This is a genomic window from Micromonospora sp. CA-240977 (assembly GCF_050942285.1).
Taxonomy (GTDB): Bacteria; Actinomycetota; Actinomycetes; order Mycobacteriales; family Micromonosporaceae; genus Micromonospora.
The window spans coordinates 6,229,480-6,245,478 of sequence record NZ_CP192055.1 but is presented as its reverse complement, the minus strand read 5'-3'; the positions used below and the strand labels follow the sequence as shown (position 1 = coordinate 6,245,478).

Here is a 15,999-nt window from a genome sequence, read left to right as displayed (position 1 = left end):
CGGAACGGCGTTTTCGGGCCTGATCTGGGAGTTTACGGCGTGTCGGATGGTCAGCTGTTATAGCCTTTCGTACATGAGTACGAACGAGGTGATGGCCCGGTTGGGGGCCGCTGTCAGCGCACTGGGAGATGTCGACGTCTCCGCGTGGTCCGAGGACACGCTCAACGAACAGCTCGGTGAGCTCTCCGCCGCTCTGGTCGCCCTCGACTCGGTGCTCTCCCGGGTCGCTGGCGAGGTCCGCGCGCGGGGGTTGCGCATCGAGGAGCCCGTCTCCGCCTAGGCCTGTTTCCTGAGGACGGGCCGGATTGCCGCCCGGCCTCCGCCTCGGCTCGACCGCCCTCATGAAACAGCCCTGATCCGTCGTCCGCGTGAGCGGGCGGCACCCTGCCGACACCGCCCGGGCACGGCAATGCCCGGGCGGTGTCGGAGGTGACTGGCAGGATGGGCGGCGTGCGGTTCCTCGACCTGGCAGCGACGTCTGCGGCCGTCGGCGCCACCAGCGGCCGGCGGGCCAAGGTGGAGCTGCTCGCTGACGCGTTGCGCCGGCTCGACCCGGCCGAGGTCGAGCCCGGCGCCGGCTACCTCGCGGGTGAGCTGCGCCAACGGCAGACCGGGGTGGGCTATGCGAGCCTTCGTGACCTGCCGCCACCGGCCGCCGAGCCGACGCTGACCGTGGCCGCCGTCGACGCGGCCATCGAGCAGCTCGCCGCGGTGCACGGCACGGGTTCGCAGGCTCGGCGTCGGGCGCTGCTCGGTGCCCTTTACGCGGCGGCGACGGCCGACGAGCAGCGTCTGCTCACCGGTCTGTTCAGCGGTGAGCTGCGGCAGGGCGCCCAGGCCGGGCTCCTCGCCGACGCGGTGGCGCGGGCCGCCGACGTGCCGGTGGCGACGGTCCGCCGGGCGTTGCTGCTCGCCGGTGACCTGCGGGCCGTGGCGGTGGCCGCGCTGGCCGGCGGAGCGGCCGCGCTGGCCGGCTTCGGCCTGCGGGTCGGCCGACCGTTGGCGCCGATGCTCGCGCAGAGCGCGCCCTCGGTCGACGAGGCGCTCGCCGCGACGGGCACGCCGGCGGTGGTCGACGTGAAGCTCGACGGCATCCGCATCCAGGTGCACCGCTCCGGCGCGGACATCGCCGTCTTCACCCGCAGCCTCGACGAGATCACCGGCCGGGTGCCGGAGGTGGTCGCCGCGGTCCGGGCCCTGCCGGGGCGGGAGTTGGTGCTCGACGGCGAGGCGATCGGCCTCGACGAGACGGGGCGACCGCTGCCGTTCCAGCAGACGTCGAGCCGGGCCGCCCGACGCACCACCCCGAGCACCACCGGGCGCACACCCGTCGCCCCGGCGGTGCTCGCGGCGGCCGCCAGCACGGGCGCGACGGTGCTCACTCCGTACTTCTTCGACCTGCTGCACCTCGACGGTCAGGATCTGATCGACCTGCCCGGCCGGGAGCGGTGGGCCGCTCTCGCCGGCTCGGTGGATTCGTCGCTGCTGGTCGGGCGGATGGAGGTCGACGGCCCGGAGCAGGCCGCCGCCGCGTTCGCCGCCGCGCTCGACGCCGGGCAGGAGGGCGTGGTGGTCAAGGCGCCGGACGCGCCCTACGACGCCGGTCGGCGCGGCGCCGCCTGGGTCAAGGTCAAGCCCCGGCACACTCTCGACCTGGTGGTGCTCGCCGTCGAGTGGGGCAGTGGCCGGCGCAAGGGCTGGCTTTCCAACCTGCACCTGGGTGCCCGTGACCCGCACACGGGTGGCTTCGTCATGCTCGGCAAGACGTTCAAGGGGCTCACCGACGAGGTGCTGCGCTGGCAGACCGAGCGTTTCCTCGACCTCGCCGTGGAGCGCGGCGACTGGGTGGTGCGGGTCCGCCCCGAGCAGGTGGTGGAGATCGCCTTCGACGGGGTGCAGACCAGCTCGCGCTATCCCGGGGGGATGGCGCTGCGGTTCGCCCGGGTGGTGCGGTATCGCGACGACAAGTCCGCCGCCGAGGCGGACACCATCGACGCCGTGCGGGCCATCCACGCCGGCCGCCCGGCCGGCTGACCGGCCGCCCGGCTCAGGTCGGCGTCGGCCGGAGTGTCCCGGTTCAGGCGGTCGCGCTCGGCGTCGGCTCGGCGGCCCGGTCCAGCGGGGCGGCGGTGACGCCGATCCCGGCGGCGCGGCGGGCCTCCCGGCGCGCCACCCAGCCGTAGCCGAACAGGGACATCACCGCGAAGAGCCACCACTGCACGACGTAGCCGAAGTTCTGCCAGTTGTTGGCGTGCCCGACGGGCACCGCCTTGAACACCGGGTCGGCCGCCGGGGTCTGCTCGTCGAGCAGCAGGTAGGCGCCGTAGACGGGGTAGGGCAGCTCACCGGCGAGGCGCGACACGCCGATCCGCCGGATCTCCAGTCGCCCGTCGCGCCGCGCCACCGCGCCGGCGCCGCTCTCGGTCTCGTGCACCCGGCCGACCACCGTCACGTCGCCGGTCGGCACGGCCGGCACCGTCGGCTGGGCGGTCGCCCCGCCCGGCGCCGGCGGGATCCAACCCCGGTCCACGAGCAGCGCCGCGCCGTCCGGGAGCACCAGCGGGGTGAGCACCTCGAAGCCGACCCGGCTGTCCACCGTCCGGCCACGGACCAGCACGGTGTTCGTCGGGTCGTACCGGCCGGTGACGGTGACCCGGGTCCAGACCTTCTCCTCGGCCGGTGCGGGGCCGACAGTTCCCGCGCCGCCGGTGGGGGCACGCAGGGCGTCGGCCAGCGGCGTCGGGGCCATCCGCTGGCCCGCGTCGATCCGCTCGTTGACCTCGGTACGCCCCCGGTAGCGGTCCAGCTGCCAGTTGCCGAGGAACACCATCACGGCGGCGGCGACCAGGGTCAGGGCGAGAGCGCCCAGCCAGCGTGGGCTCAGCAGGAACCGGTACACAGCACGAGGCTACCCGTATGACCGGCACCACTGACCTGGACCGGGCCGGGACGGGGCCAGGACCGGGCCGCCGGCCCCGGTTGGCGGTGCTCGCGTCTCCCGCCGGCCGGGTATCGTCACGCCGACGGATCGGCCCCGGTCGTCCCCGTCGCGTACCCGCCGCCGCTCGCGAGGAGTCGATGATGACCGTCGTGCCGCGCCTGGTGCTCAGCGCGCCGTCCTCCGGGCACGGTAAGAACGCGCTGGCGATCGGGCTGCTCGCCGCCCTGGCTGAGCGTGGGGTCGACGTCGCCGGGTTCAAGCTCGGGCCGGACCACGTCGACGCCGCGTACCTCGGTCTGGCCGCCGGTCGGCCGGGTCGGGTGATCGATCCCCGGCTGGTCGGCACCGACCGGCTCGCCCCGCTCGTGGCGCACGGCGCGGCCGGCGCCGGGCTCGCCGTGGTGCAGGGCAGCATGGGCCTGTACGACTCGGTCGGTGGCCGCCCCGAGCAGGAGTCCACCGCCGCCGCGGCCGCCGCGCTGCGCAGCCCGGTGGTGCTCGTCGTCGACGTGGCCGCGATGGGTCAGTCGGTGGCGGCCCTGGTGCACGGTTTCCGCTCGTACGACGAGCAGTTGTGGCTCGGTGGGGTGATCCTCAACCGGGTGGCCTCGTCGCGGCACGAGGGCATGCTGCGCGAGGCGTTGGACGACGTGGGCGTGCCGGTCTACGGCGCGCTGCGTCGGCACGACCTGCCGGCGGTGCTGCCGTCGCGGCGGCACGGTGTGGCGCCGGTGGTCGACGGGTCGGCCGACGCCGTCCGAGCGGTTCGCCGGCTGGGCGAGGCCGTCGCCGCCACTGTGGATCTGGAACGGCTGCTCGGTCTGGCCCGCTCGGCCCCGCCGCTGCCGGCCCCGGCCTGGTCTGCCGAGGAGGTCCTCGGCGGGTTCACCGCCCCGGCGGACCGCCCGTTGGTGGCGCTGGCCGGTGGGCCGGGCGGCAGCTTCAGCCACCCGGAGACCGCCGAGCTGCTGCGGGCCGCCGGCGCCGAGGTCGTCACAGTCGATCCGCTGCGCGACGAGGCGCTGCCGGTCGGCACCCGCGCGCTGGTCGTCGGGGGCGCGCTGCCCGAGGCGTACGCCGAGCAGTTGTCGGCCAACCGGCGGCTCTGCATCGCGGTGGCCGAGTTGGCGCGGACCGGGCGTCCGGTGATCGCTGAGGGCACCGGGCTGCTCTGGCTGGCCCGCGAGTTGGACGGGCTGCCGATGTGCGGGGTCCTCGACGCGGTCGGGGTCAGTCGGGACGGCCTGGTGGCCGGCTACCGGGAGGCGACCGCCCAGACCGACAGCGTGGTCGCCGCCCAGGGCACGGTGCTGGTCGGCCACAAGGCGCACCGGGCGGTGCTCACCCCCCGTGCTGGTCAGCGCCCGGCGTGGAGTTGGGAGGGCGGCACGCCGGAGGGTTTCGTCTGGCGCAACGTGCACGCCTCGCAGCTCACCCTGCACTGGGCCAGTCATCCGGCCACTGCCGCCCGGTTGGTCGCCGCGGCGGCGGCCGACCCGACGGCCGAGGTGGTGCCCGCGGAGTCCGGCGGGGTGCCGGCCTGATCCGTCCGGTGGCGGTGCGTCACCCGTCGCCGGGTCAGCCGACGATCGCGTCCGACGGCGGGGTGAACTGGCGGGTCGGTGTGCCCTTCAGGCCGTCGCGGAGGGTTTCCGCGACCGCCTTGATCGGGATCTGGGACTGCCCGTCGCCGACGGCGTTGAACGGGTTGTCCGGGTCGGAGATGAAGCTCGCCGCGGCCAGTTCCGGGGTGTAGCCGACGAACCAGGCGGACCGGGTGCTGTCGGTGGTACCGGTCTTGCCGGCCACCGGGCGTCCGACAGTGCCGCGCACGCTGTCGGCGGTGGACCAGCCGCCGCAGCTGCCGCGCGCCGGGGTGTCTCCGGTCGGGCAGCGGGCGGCGTCGGTGGCCGCGCGAGCGGCGTCCGCGCTGACCACCTGCCGGCAGCGTGGTTTGGCCACCTCGCGATGGATGCCGCTCGGCGTGGCGTACGTGGTGGGCGTGCCGTCCCGGTTCATGATCGACTGCACCGGGATCGCCTCGCAGTAGCGGCCGTCGGCGGCGATGGCGGCGTAGGCGTTCGCCATCTCCAGTGGGGTGGCGTCGGAGACGCCCAGGGTGAACGCGCCCCACTTCTTCACCTTGGTCGGGGACGCCTGTTCCCGGTCGACGTCGGTGCGCCACCGCAGCCCGAGCTGCTCGGCCAACCGGACCGCCCGGTCCGCGCCGACCTTCTCCTCCAGCCACACGAAGTACGTGTTCACCGACTTGCCGAAGCCGGACCACATGGTCTGCTGGCCGGTCATGGCGGCGCTGGCGTTGGAGGGCGCCCATCCGTCGAAGACTGCCGACTTGTACCGGTAGGGGGCGTTGAACGAGGTGGACAGCGTCATCCCCGAGTCCAGCGCGGCAAGCATCGGGAACATCTTGAACGTCGACCCGGCCTGGTAGCCCGCCAGGTCACCGCCGCCGAGCAGCGGCGCCACGGTGTTCGGGTAGTTGGCCTTCACCTTCGGTCCGGCCTCGGGGTTGGAACTCTGCGGGTTCTCGCTGAGGTCCAGCGAGTACGTCCGGTTCACCGCCATCGCCTTCACCCGGCCGGTGCCGGGCTCGGAGACCACGATCCCGTTGGCGAACGGGCTGCCGGTGGCCTCCTTGCTGCCGACGTTCTTCTCCGCCGCCGCCTGGATCTTCGGGTCGAGGCTGAGCACGATGCGGTAGCCGCCCCGGCGCAGCTTGTCCATGCGTTCCAGCGGGTTCGCGCCGAAGGCGGGCTGTGCGCTCCACCAGTTCTTCAGGTAGTCGCAGGCGAAGCCCCAGCTGTTGTACTTCTCCGTCACCGCGGCGCAGTCGTGCGGCGGGGTGGTCAGCTTCAGCCGGATCGGCTCGGCCTTGGCGGCGGCCGCCGAGTCGGGGGAGAGGTAACCGAGCTGGCTCATCCGGTCCAGCACGTAGTCGCGCCGCCCGGTGGCCTCCTTCTGGTCGGAGTCGGCCGGGTCGTACTCCGACGGGGACTTCACCAGCCCGGCGAGGGTGGCGGCCTCGACCGGGGTGAGGTCCTTCGGGGTCTTGGAGAAGAAGATCTCGCTGGCCGCGTAGATGCCGTACGCCCGGTGCCCGAAGTACGCCGAGTTGAGGTAGCGCTCCAGGATCTGCTCCTTGCTCATCTCCTTCTCCAGGTCCAGCGCCATCCGCATCTCCTTGACCTTGCGCAGGCTGGTCTGCTGGGTGGCTTCCTGGACCTCCTTGGGCGTGGTCGCGCTGTCCCGCAGGGCCATCCGGACGTACTGCATGGTCAGGGTCGACGCGCCCTGGGAGCCGCCGGAGCGGGCGTTGGACACGAAGGCGCGGGCCACGCCCTTCGGGTCGACGCCGTGGTGCTGGTAGAAGCGGGAGTCCTCGGCGGCGACGATCGCCTGCTGGATGTTCGGCGACATGTCCGACAGCTTGGTGTACTGCCGGTACTCCTCGTAGAACATGGTCAGCACGGTCCTGCCGTCCGGGGCGTAGACGTAGGAGGTCTCGGCGGGCAGGGCGGTGGTCAGGATCCTGGTCTTCTGCTCCACGGCGTGCGCGGTGGCCTTCGCGCCGATTCCGGTGAGGGCGACAAGTGGGTACGCGACGGCGGCGATCACGATTCCGGCGATCAGTCCGGCGCGAAGGAGAGGGACGAGGCGACCAGCGGCAGCAAGGGGTCGATTACTCACATGGCCAAGTTATGACATTTCCGATTCGTACCTGAGAAGAACTCTTAAACCGGCGAGTGGTGACGTGGCTTACGCCGGGATCCGCTGTCCCACCGGCCGCCTTCCCGGCAGGATCGCGGACATGTCTGATCAGCCGACCGGGATGGTCGCCGCCGCCGGGGTCGAACCGGACCTCGCGCACCACGGCGACGCGGAGGTCGGCGCCGGGCTGATCGACCTCGCCGTCAATGTCCGGCACGCGCCGGCTCCCGCCTGGTTGGCCGGCCCGATCGCCGCGACCCTGACCGAGCTGGCCCACTACCCGGACCCGACGCAGGCCCGGACGGCCGTCGCCGCCCGACACCGCCGTCACCCGAACGAGGTGCTGCTCACCGCCGGCGCCGCCGAGGGCTTCGTGCTGATCGCCCAGGCGCTGCGCGGGGTGCGCCGGCCGGTGGTCGTGCACCCCCAGTTCACCGAGCCGGAGGCGGCGCTGCGGGCCGCCGGGCACCCGGTCGAGCGGGTGCTGCTTGACGCGGCAGAGGACTTCCGGCTCGACCCGTCCCGGGTGCCCGCCGACGCCGACCTGGTGATGATCGGCAACCCCACGAACCCGACCTCGGTGCTGCACCCCGCGCGGACGCTTGCCGCGCTGGCCCGCCCCGGCCGGGTGCTGGTTGTCGACGAGGCGTTCGCCGACACCACAATCGCCCCCGGGCACCCCGGCGAACCGGAGTCGCTTGCCGAACGGCGCGACCTGCCCGGCCTGCTCGTGCTGCGCAGCCTCACCAAGACGTGGGGCCTGGCCGGCCTCCGGATCGGCTACCTGCTCGGCGCCGCGGACCTGCTGACGCGGCTGGCCGCCGTCCAGCCGCTCTGGGCCGTCTCCACGCCCGCGCTGGCCGCCGCGTCGGCCTGCGCCACCGACGTCGCGGTCCAGGCCGAGCGCGCCATCGCCGCCGCTCTCGCCGCCGACCGCGACCACCTGGTCGCCCGCCTCGCCGCCCTGGCCGGTGTACGCGTCGTCGGCCGCCCGGCCAGCGCGTTCGTCCTGCTGCACGTGCCGGGCGCGACAGCGATCCGGGCCGCCCTGCGCGAGCGCGGCTGGGCGGTGCGCCGGGGTGACACCTTTCCCGGCCTCGGCCCGGACTGGCTGCGGGTGGCGGTACGCGACCGAAACACGACCGACGCGTTCATCGAGGCGCTGCGCGAGATCATGGAGGCATGATGCTGGAGACCACGATCGGGGCGATCCGACCGGCGGACGAAGCGGCCATGGCCGCCGCCCGCGAGCTGCACGGCCGGCTGACCAAGCCGGCGGGCTCGCTGGGCGCGTTGGAGGAGCTGTCGGTACGCCTCGCCGGCCTGGCCGGGGCCTGCCCGCCACCGCTGCCCGAGCCGGCCGCCGTCGCGATCTTCGCGGGCGATCACGGGGTGCACGCCCAGGGGGTGAGCCCGTGGCCGCAGGAGGTCACCGGGCAGATGATCGGCAACTTCCTGGCCGGCGGTGCGGTGGTCAACGCGTTCGCCCGGCAGGCCGGCGCGTCGGTCACCGTTGTCGACGTCGGGGTGGCCCACCCGCTGCCCGCCCAGCCCGCGGCCGGTCCGGCGGTGCTCGATCCGGCCGTGCCCCGGCTGGTTGCCGCGTCGGTCCGCCGGGGCACCCGCGACTTCACGGTGACCGCCGCGCTCACCCGCGACGAGGCGCTGGCGGCGCTGCGGACCGGCATCCGGATCGCCGACGAGCTGATCGACGCCGGAGCCGGCATCCTGCTCACCGGTGACATGGGCATCGGCAACACCACCCCGGCCGCCGCGCTGATCGCCGCGTTCACCGGCGCCGACCCGCTCGACGCCACCGGTCGGGGCACCGGCATCGACGACCCGACCTACGCGCACAAGGTCGCCGTGGTGCGCGCCGCGCTGACCCGGCACGCTCCCGACCCGGCCGACCCGCTGGGTGTGCTGGCCGCCGTCGGCGGCCTGGAGCACGCCGCGCTGGCCGGCCTGATCCTGGGCGCCGCCGCCCGCCGCACGCCGGTGCTGTTGGACGGCGTGATCGCGGTCTCGGCAGCGCTCGCCGCAGCGGCGTTCGCCCCGGACGCGGTCTGCGCGATGGTCGCCGGGCACCGTTCGGCCGAGCCGGGTGCGACGGTGGCGCTGCGGCACCTCGGCCTCGACCCGCTGATCGACCTGGGGCTGCGCCTCGGCGAGGGCACCGGCGCACTGCTGGCGCTGCCCGTGGTCACCGGCGCGGTCCGGGTGCTGCACGAGGTGGCCACCTTCGACTCCGCCGGGGTGGCCGAGAAGTGACAGGGCGCAGCGAGCGAGCCGTCCGCCGCGGTGGTGGTGCGGCGTGACCTCCAATCCGTACCCCCTTGGATTGCGGCTCGACGGGCGGCGGGTGGTCGTGGTGGGCGGCGGCGCGGTCGCCACCCGGCGGGTGCCCGCGCTGCTGGACGCTGGCGCGGACGTCCTGCTGGTGGCCCCGGAGCTGACCCCGGCGCTGCGGGCCCGGGTCGACGCGGGTCGACTGCACTGGGTGCCGCGCCGGTTCCTGCCCGAGGACCTGGACGGCGCGTGGCTGGTCCAGGTGGCAATCGACGACCCGATCGCGGCGGCTTCGGTGAGCGCCGTCGCCGCCGAGCGGCGGATCTTCTGCGTCCGGGCCGACGACCGGACGGCCGCCACCGCCTGGACCCCGGCGGTGACCCGGCACGGCCCGGTCACCGTGGCGGTGCTCGGCGGCGGTGACCCCCGCCGGGCGATGACCGTCCGCGACGCGGTCCGCGACCTCCTCGCCGTCCGCCTGGCACCGGACGGGACCGCTCCGACGCGGAGCCGGCCCGACGCCGCGACCGGGCCGACCGGCGGGCGGCAGGCCGGGCGGGTGGCGCTGGTCGGGGCGGGGCCGGGTGACCCGGAGCTGATCACCGTGCGGGGTTGGCGGCTGCTCACCGAGGCCGACGTGGTGGTGGCCGACCGGCTGGTGCCCGGCCTGCTCCTCGACGAACTGCGCCCCGACGTCGAGCTGGTGGACGCCTCGAAGATCCCCTACGGGCCGTCCCGGGCGCAGGAGGAGATCAACCAGATCCTCGTCGACCGCGCGCTGGCCGGTGCGTTCGTGGTGCGGCTCAAGGGCGGCGACCCGTACGTCTTCGGTCGGGGCGGTGAGGAGTTGCTGGCGTGCGCGGAGGCCGGCGTACCGGTGACCGTCGTGCCGGGGGTGACCAGCTCGATCGCCGCGCCGGCCGCGGCCGGGATCCCGGTCACCCACCGGGGGGTGGCGCACGAGTTCACAGTGGTCTCCGGGCACGTGGCACCCGACTCGCCGGCCTCGCTGGTGCGCTGGGAGGCCCTCGCCGGTCTACGCGGCACCCTGGTGATCCTGATGGGGCTCAAGAACCTCGCCGCCATCACGGCCACCCTGATCGCCCACGGGCGGTCGCCGCAGACGCCGGCCGCCGTCGTCCAGGAGGCCACCACCGGCGCTCAACGCGCGCTCCGGTCCACCCTCGGCACGGTGGCCGCCGATGTGCTCACCGCCGACCTACGCCCGCCCGCCGTTGTGGTGGTGGGAGACGTGGTGAACGCACTCGACGGCTAGGGGGCGCGCGTGCGGGCTCCGGCGCTAATTCCACGAAGACGAGGTCACACCTCCGGCACGGACGGTGGCACCGCCCGTGCGGGCCAGCGCAGCCGTTGGTGGCGCCGCCGACGCGAGATCGGACGGTTCCTGGGCACGCTTTGCTCTGCTTCACCCGACGCACCAGGCGAAGATGTTTGTGTTGCGTGGAGTGATGAAGCAGAGCAAAGCGTGAGGGGATGGCGAGTGGGGCGTTAACCGACACTCGGAACCACCACGCTTCGTTGATCCGGCACGGTGGCGGGGGTGTCGGTGGCTGTCGACACAATGTCGCTCATGCTCACCGTGAAGGATCCTCACGAGACGTGGCGAACGGAACTGCTCACACCCGTCGCGCTGAGGTGCGGAAACCCCGGCCTGACCACCACCTTCGAGGACCTCCCCTCGAGATGGCGCGATGCTCCGGTCCGGACTCTGAGGTGCACGGACGCGGACGGCTCGTGGGCCGTCCTGGTCACGGTGGTCCGTGGCTATCGCCAACGGCCGGGCGACTCGCTCGTTGGCAACGAGTTCGGCCGTGACCCGCACACCGCCTACGACCTGGACTCGCCCGGCGACCTGGTGTACGAGCTGCAGGTGACCGAGGACGACGGGTCCGACGAGTACGAGCTGCTGGCGTTCCGGCTCTTCGGCGACCCGCAGGCGGCCGGGGCGGAGGTGCTGCGGTGGGCCGGGAAGAAGGCGGCGTACTCGGTCAGCCCGTCGGTCGAGCGGGCCGAGATACGGCAGCGCCGGGACCGTCGACAGTTCGACCATCGCCAGGCCAACGCGGCGTCGCCGCTGGTCCGGATCGACGCGGTGTCGGACGAGGCCGCCGCCGACCTCGACGCCATCGACCTGTCCGCGTTGTGCTGGCACTTCCCGCGCGGGAACACCGGTGCCTACCTGCGGTCCGCAGTGGTCGCACTCGCCGGCTACGGCGAGCAGCGGCCGCACCTGCGGGGCCGGTGGCTCACCGCACGGGTCGAGGGCGAGGAGTTGGTCATCGGCATCGACGACCTGATCCCGGCCAACCAGCGGCATCGCTGGGACAGCGCCCGCTGGCTGTGGGACCGCCGACAGGCGAACACCCCGGCAGGGCTTCGCTGGCAGGTCGATCGGGTCGAGCAGGCCGCCCCTGCGGTCGAGGCCGTCCGCCGTGGCGCGTTGCCCGAGGCGCTGACCAACGCTGGGGTAGAGACGGATCCGGAGCTCGACGCGTTGCTGGCCGGGGTGCCGTACCGGCTCTCCGACGCCGAACTCACCCCGACCTGGGTGGCGAACCTGTACCGCGGTCTCGCCGACCTCGCGCCCTGGCGGCTGGACGCGGCGTACCGAAGTTGGCGTGACGGCCGGCAGGCACAGGGGCTGCCGGTCCGGGATCCGGTTGTCCTGTTCGGCCTCGGCGGCGTCGGCGCGGCCCGTAAACCGAAGCTCGCGCTCGACCACACCGGCGACGCCCCACTGCTGTGCCTGATACACACCGGCAGCAGCGCGGTGCTGCCGTACGTGCACTGGACGGTGCCCACCGACCTCAACGCCCACCTGTACGGGTGGCAACCGAGCCTGCCGTACCCGCACTGACTGACGTCTGTCGGCGTGGCGGCGACTGACGGGGCCAGAGCATGCGCTCCGGCCCCGTCAGACGAGCGGTCGGCTACTGCTTGAGCATGTTGTCCAGCAGCAGGGCACAGCGGATCAGCCCGAGGTGGCTGTACGCCTGCGGGTGGTTGCCCAGCCCGCGCTCGGCGAGCGGGTCGTACTGCTCGGGGAGCAGCCCGGTCGGACCGGCGGTGAGCACCATCTGTGCGAACAGCTCCTCGGCGTCGGTGCGGCGGCCGGTGCGCAGGTACGCCTCGATCAGCCACGCCGTGCAGATGTGGAAGCCGCCCTCGCGGCCGGGCAGGCCGTCGTCCCAGTGGTAGCGGTAGACGACCGGGCCGCTGCGCAGGTCCGCCTCGATGCGCAGGACGGTGGACAGGAAGCGCGGGTCGTCACCCGGGAGCAGGCCGGAGAGCCCGATCCAGAGCGACGAGGCGTCCATGTCCTCGTCCCCGTACGCGACGCTGTACGCCTCGACGTCGGAGTGCCAACCCTGCTCCAGGACGTTCGCGCCGATCCGGTCGCGCAGGTCCTTCCACTCGGGCCGGTCCTCGCCGCCGTGCTCGCGCATGACGTGCAGCGCCCGGTCGACTGTCATCCAGCACATCACCTTGGAGAAGACGTGGTGCCGGGGTGGTAGCCGCGCCTCCCAGATGCCGTGGTCGGGCTCGTGCCAACGGCGGCGGACCGCCTCGACCATGTTCTCCAGGACCCGCCACTCGTCGTCCCGGACCGAGCCGCGAGCGTCGGCGACGGCCGCGATCAGGTCGGCGATCGGGCCGAAGACGTCGAGCTGGAGCTGGTGGTTGGCGAGGTTGCCGACCCGGACCGGCCGGGAGCCGGCGTACCCGGGCAGCGTGTCGATTACCGCTTCGGCGCCCAGCTCGTACCCGTCGATGGTGTAGAGCGGGTGCAGACGCTCCGGGTGGCCGCCGGTGCGCTCGATGCAGCCGTCCACCCAGCGCAGCAGCGCCTCGGCCTCCTCGACGGAGCCCAGGTCGACGAGCGCGCGGGCGGTCAGTGCGGCGTCGCGCAGCCAGCAGTAGCGGTAGTCCCAGTTGCGGACGCCGCCCAACTCCTCGGGGAGCGAGGTGGTGGCCGCGGCCAGGATCGAGCCGGTGGCCTCGTGGCAGAGCCCACGCAGGGTGAGGGCGCTGCGCGCGACCAGGTCTCGGGCGGTGGACGGCAACCGCAGTGACGCCACCCAGTCCTTCCACGGCTGCTCGGCCGCAGCCTGCCGCTCGTGGATCGGCACCCGGTGGTGTTCCAGGCTGTGCGTGCCGAAGCGCAGCTCCAGCACGACCTGCCCACCGGCGGCGGACAGGTCGACGATCGCCTTCGCGGTCTCGTACCCGCCGTCGTTGCCGACCTCCCACTCCACGCCGGGGGCGTAGAGCGCGACAGGTTCGTTGGAGCCCAGCACCAGCAGGCCGTCGCCGAGTGGCTGCAACTGCACGGCGACCTGACCGAATTCGGGCCTCGGCGCGAACTCCACCCGGGCCTTGCCGCTGCCGGTGAGCACCCGGATCAGTGTCGAGTCGCCGGTGATGACCGCCGGGCTGTCGTCCGGGGTGGTCTCCCGGGCCGGCTTGTCCAGCCAGTCGGTGACGGTGAGCCCGGACCACCGGGTCTCCACCGTCATCGTGCCGGAGCGGTAGCGCTGGCCCAGGGGGATGCCGCCGCGTTCCGGGGCGACGCTGAAGTGACCGGCCGGGCTGCCACCCACCAGGTCGGCGAAGATCGCCGCCGAGTCCGGCTTGGGGTGACAGAGCCAGCTCACCTTCGCCTCGGGGGTGAGCAGAGCGACGGTACGACCGTTGGCCAGCATGGAGTGCCGTTCGATCGGCACCGCCCGCTCGCCGAACAGCCAGTGCCGCCGGGTCTCCAGCAGCAGCGCCAGCGCGCGGGCGGCCTCCAGCGGGTCGCCGACCCGGTAGCCGGCCTGGGTGTCGCCGGGGCCGATCTTGATGCCGAGGTCGGGACCGTGCAGGTGGCCGAACGCGTTCTCGTCGGTGATGTCGTCGCCGATGAACAGCACCGCGCTGGCGGCGAGCTGGGTCCGCAGTTGGTCGAGCGCGGTGCCCTTGTGGGTGGCCACGACGGAGAGTTCGATGACCTCCTTGCCCTGGGTCACCGTGACACCGTCGAAGGTGGCCGGGCCGTTGCGGACCGCCTCGATGGCGGCGGCGGCGACCTGCGGGTCGACCCCTCGGGTGTGCATGGCCACGCTTGCCGGCTTGCGTTCCAGCCGGATGCCCTGGTGCTCGGCGGCGATCTCGCGCAGCGCGTTGCGGACCCGGGTGCGCACCGCCACCAACTCGGGGGAGAGCCGCTCGACGAAGCCGATGTCGAACTCGGAGCCGTGGCTGCCGACGAGGTGCACCTCGCTGGGCAGCCGGGACAGCGCGGCCAGGTCGCGCAGCGCCCGGCCGGAGACGACCGCCACTGTGGTCTGCGGCAGCGCGGCGAGCGCGCGGACCGCGGCTACCGACTCGGGCAGCGGGACGGCTGTGCTCGGGTCCTCCACGATCGGCGCCAGTGTGCCGTCATAGTCGCAGGCGACAAGGAGCTGGGGGACCCGGGCGATCCGGCCGATGGCGGAGCGCAGCTCGGGGTCCATCACCCCGGTGGCCATCGCCGCGCCATCGTTGACGGTCGTGTTCACTCGGCCTCCGCCTCGGGAACTCCAAGTTCGGAGAGGAAAGACTTGGCCCAGTGGCCCACGTCGTGGGTACGCAGGTGACGTTGCATTGTCCGCATCCGGCGGCGTGCCTCGGTTTTCTCCACGTGCACTGCCCGGAGCAGGGCGTCCTTGACCGCGTCCGGGTCGTGCGGGTTACACAGAAATGCCTGACGCAGCTCCGTTGCGGCGCCAGCGAACTCACTGAGCACGAGCGCGCCACCCTGGTCGGCGCGCGACGCCACGTACTCCTTGGCCACCAGGTTCATGCCGTCGCGTAGCGGTGTCACCATCATCACGTCGGCGGCAACGTACATCGCGGCCAGTTCACTGCGACTGTACGACTGATGCAGGTAATGCACGGCCGGCACGCCGACCCGGCCGAATTCGCCATTAATCCGGCCAACCTCGCGCTCGACCTTGACCCGTAGTGCCTGGTAGTGCTCGACCCGCTCGCGGCTCGGTGTGGCCACCTGCACCATAACCGCGTCGGGAACTGTCAACTTTCCGTCAGCCAGCAACTCGCGGAAGGCCTTGAGTCGTAACTCGATGCCCTTTGTGTAGTCCAGCCGGTCCACGCCCAGGATGATCGTCTTCGGGTCGCCAAGCTCGGCGCGGATCTGCTTGGCCCGCGCCTGGATCGCCGGGTCGGCGGCCATCCGTTCCATCTCCTGGGTGTCGATCGAGATGGGGAAGGCGCCCGCCTTCACCTGCCGACCGTCGACCTGGATCATCTGCCCCTCGTAGCGCAGACCGAGCAGGTGCCGGGCCAGCCGGACGAAGTTCTGTGCGGCCAACCGCTGCTGGAAACCGACAAGGTCGGCGCCGAGCAGGCCGCGCAGGATCTCGGTGCGGAACGGCATCTGCATGAACAGCTCGATCGGCGGGAACGGGATGTGCAGGAAGAACCCGATCCGCAGGTCCGGGCGCAGCTCACGGAGCATCGCCGGGACCAACTGGAGCTGGTAGTCCTGCACCCAGACCGTCGCGCCCTCGGCCGCCACGTCCGCGGCGGCCTCCGCGAACCGCGCGTTGACCAGGCGGTACGCCTCCCGCCAGCGGCGCTTGTAGGCCGGTGTCTCGACCGCGTCGTGGTAGAGCGGCCAGATCGTCGCGTTGGACTGGCCCTCGTAGTAGCGCTCCAGCTCCTCGGCGCTCAGCGGGACCGGGTGCAGCCGGATCCCCTCCAGGTCGAACGGCTCGGGGGCGGCACCGGTGCCACCGGCCCAGCCGACCCAGGTGCCCTGGTGTTCGGCGAGCACCGGGTGCAGCGCGGTGACCAGCCCGCCAGGGCTGCGTCGCCACTGTCGGCCCTCGGGAGTGCTCACCTCGTCGACCGGCAGACGGTTCGCCACTACGACAAAGGAGCTACGGACGGTCACGATCGGCCACCTCCGGGTACTGACGGGTCCACCGCCATGAGCGTACTGAGCGTAGCTGCGGCGTCTGGTGCCCCGTGCCGGA

General features: G+C 73.1%; 11 protein-coding genes. 7 read left to right on the top strand and 4 right to left on the bottom strand.

Going from position 1 to position 15,999, the window contains the following annotated elements:
* Positions 1-73: 73 nt before the first annotated feature.
* Together ACQPWW_RS28235 and ACQPWW_RS28230 are read left to right on the top strand one after the other, a co-directional pair.
* A complete protein-coding gene (locus ACQPWW_RS28235) occupies positions 74-280 on the top strand; it encodes a hypothetical protein (RefSeq protein WP_030333429.1) in 207 nt (68 codons plus the stop codon).
* 161 nt (positions 281-441) lie between these two features.
* Positions 442-2,034, top strand: a complete 1,593-nt coding sequence (locus ACQPWW_RS28230) for an ATP-dependent DNA ligase (protein ID WP_433134617.1) — start codon at positions 442-444, stop codon at positions 2,032-2,034.
* A 43-nt stretch (positions 2,035-2,077) separates the two neighbouring features.
* Here the strand turns inward: ACQPWW_RS28230 and ACQPWW_RS28225 are convergent, their stop codons facing one another.
* Positions 2,078-2,899: an SURF1 family cytochrome oxidase biogenesis protein gene (locus ACQPWW_RS28225; protein ID WP_433126697.1), complete on the bottom strand. Its 822-nt coding sequence runs from the start codon at positions 2,897-2,899 to the stop codon at positions 2,078-2,080.
* A 182-nt stretch (positions 2,900-3,081) separates the two neighbouring features.
* Here ACQPWW_RS28225 and ACQPWW_RS28220 point away from each other — a divergent pair, with 182 nt between their 5' ends.
* Positions 3,082-4,485, top strand: a complete 1,404-nt coding sequence (locus tag ACQPWW_RS28220; protein ID WP_433126695.1) for a cobyrinate a,c-diamide synthase — start codon at positions 3,082-3,084, stop codon at positions 4,483-4,485.
* Positions 4,486-4,519: 34 nt separating this feature from the next.
* Here the strand turns inward: ACQPWW_RS28220 and ACQPWW_RS28215 are convergent, their stop codons facing one another.
* Positions 4,520-6,649: a transglycosylase domain-containing protein gene (locus ACQPWW_RS28215; RefSeq protein ID WP_433126694.1), complete on the bottom strand. Its 2,130-nt coding sequence runs from the start codon at positions 6,647-6,649 to the stop codon at positions 4,520-4,522.
* 121 nt (positions 6,650-6,770) lie between these two features.
* On the opposite strand from ACQPWW_RS28215, the gene cobC reads away from it, so the two are divergent.
* The 4 genes from cobC (at position 6,771) to ACQPWW_RS28195 (ending at position 11,837) form a co-directional block, all read left to right on the top strand.
* A complete protein-coding gene (gene cobC, locus ACQPWW_RS28210) occupies positions 6,771-7,856 on the top strand; it encodes an Rv2231c family pyridoxal phosphate-dependent protein CobC (protein ID WP_433126692.1) in 1,086 nt (361 codons plus the stop codon).
* Positions 7,856-8,941, top strand: a complete 1,086-nt coding sequence (gene cobT, locus ACQPWW_RS28205; RefSeq protein ID WP_433134615.1) for a nicotinate-nucleotide--dimethylbenzimidazole phosphoribosyltransferase — start codon at positions 7,856-7,858, stop codon at positions 8,939-8,941. The genes cobC and cobT overlap by 1 nt, the downstream gene beginning before the upstream one ends.
* Positions 8,942-8,984: 43 nt before the next feature.
* Positions 8,985-10,235 carry a uroporphyrinogen-III C-methyltransferase gene (gene cobA, locus ACQPWW_RS28200; RefSeq protein ID WP_433126690.1) on the top strand — a complete coding sequence of 417 codons (1,251 nt, stop codon included), beginning with the start codon at positions 8,985-8,987 and terminating at the stop codon, positions 10,233-10,235.
* Between the two features lie 315 nt (positions 10,236-10,550).
* A complete protein-coding gene (locus tag ACQPWW_RS28195; protein WP_433126688.1) occupies positions 10,551-11,837 on the top strand; it encodes a hypothetical protein in 1,287 nt (428 codons plus the stop codon).
* 73 nt (positions 11,838-11,910) lie between these two features.
* Here ACQPWW_RS28195 and otsB read toward each other — a convergent pair whose 3' ends face one another.
* Both otsB and ACQPWW_RS28185 read right to left on the bottom strand, forming a co-directional pair.
* A complete protein-coding gene (otsB, locus tag ACQPWW_RS28190; RefSeq protein ID WP_433134613.1) occupies positions 11,911-14,490 on the bottom strand; it encodes a trehalose-phosphatase in 2,580 nt (859 codons plus the stop codon).
* 26 nt (positions 14,491-14,516) lie between these two features.
* The gene (locus ACQPWW_RS28185) at positions 14,517-15,917 is read right to left on the bottom strand and encodes an alpha,alpha-trehalose-phosphate synthase (UDP-forming) (RefSeq protein ID WP_030488230.1); all 1,401 of its coding nucleotides are present in this window, start codon (positions 15,915-15,917) and stop codon (positions 14,517-14,519) included.
* Positions 15,918-15,999 lie beyond the last annotated feature (82 nt).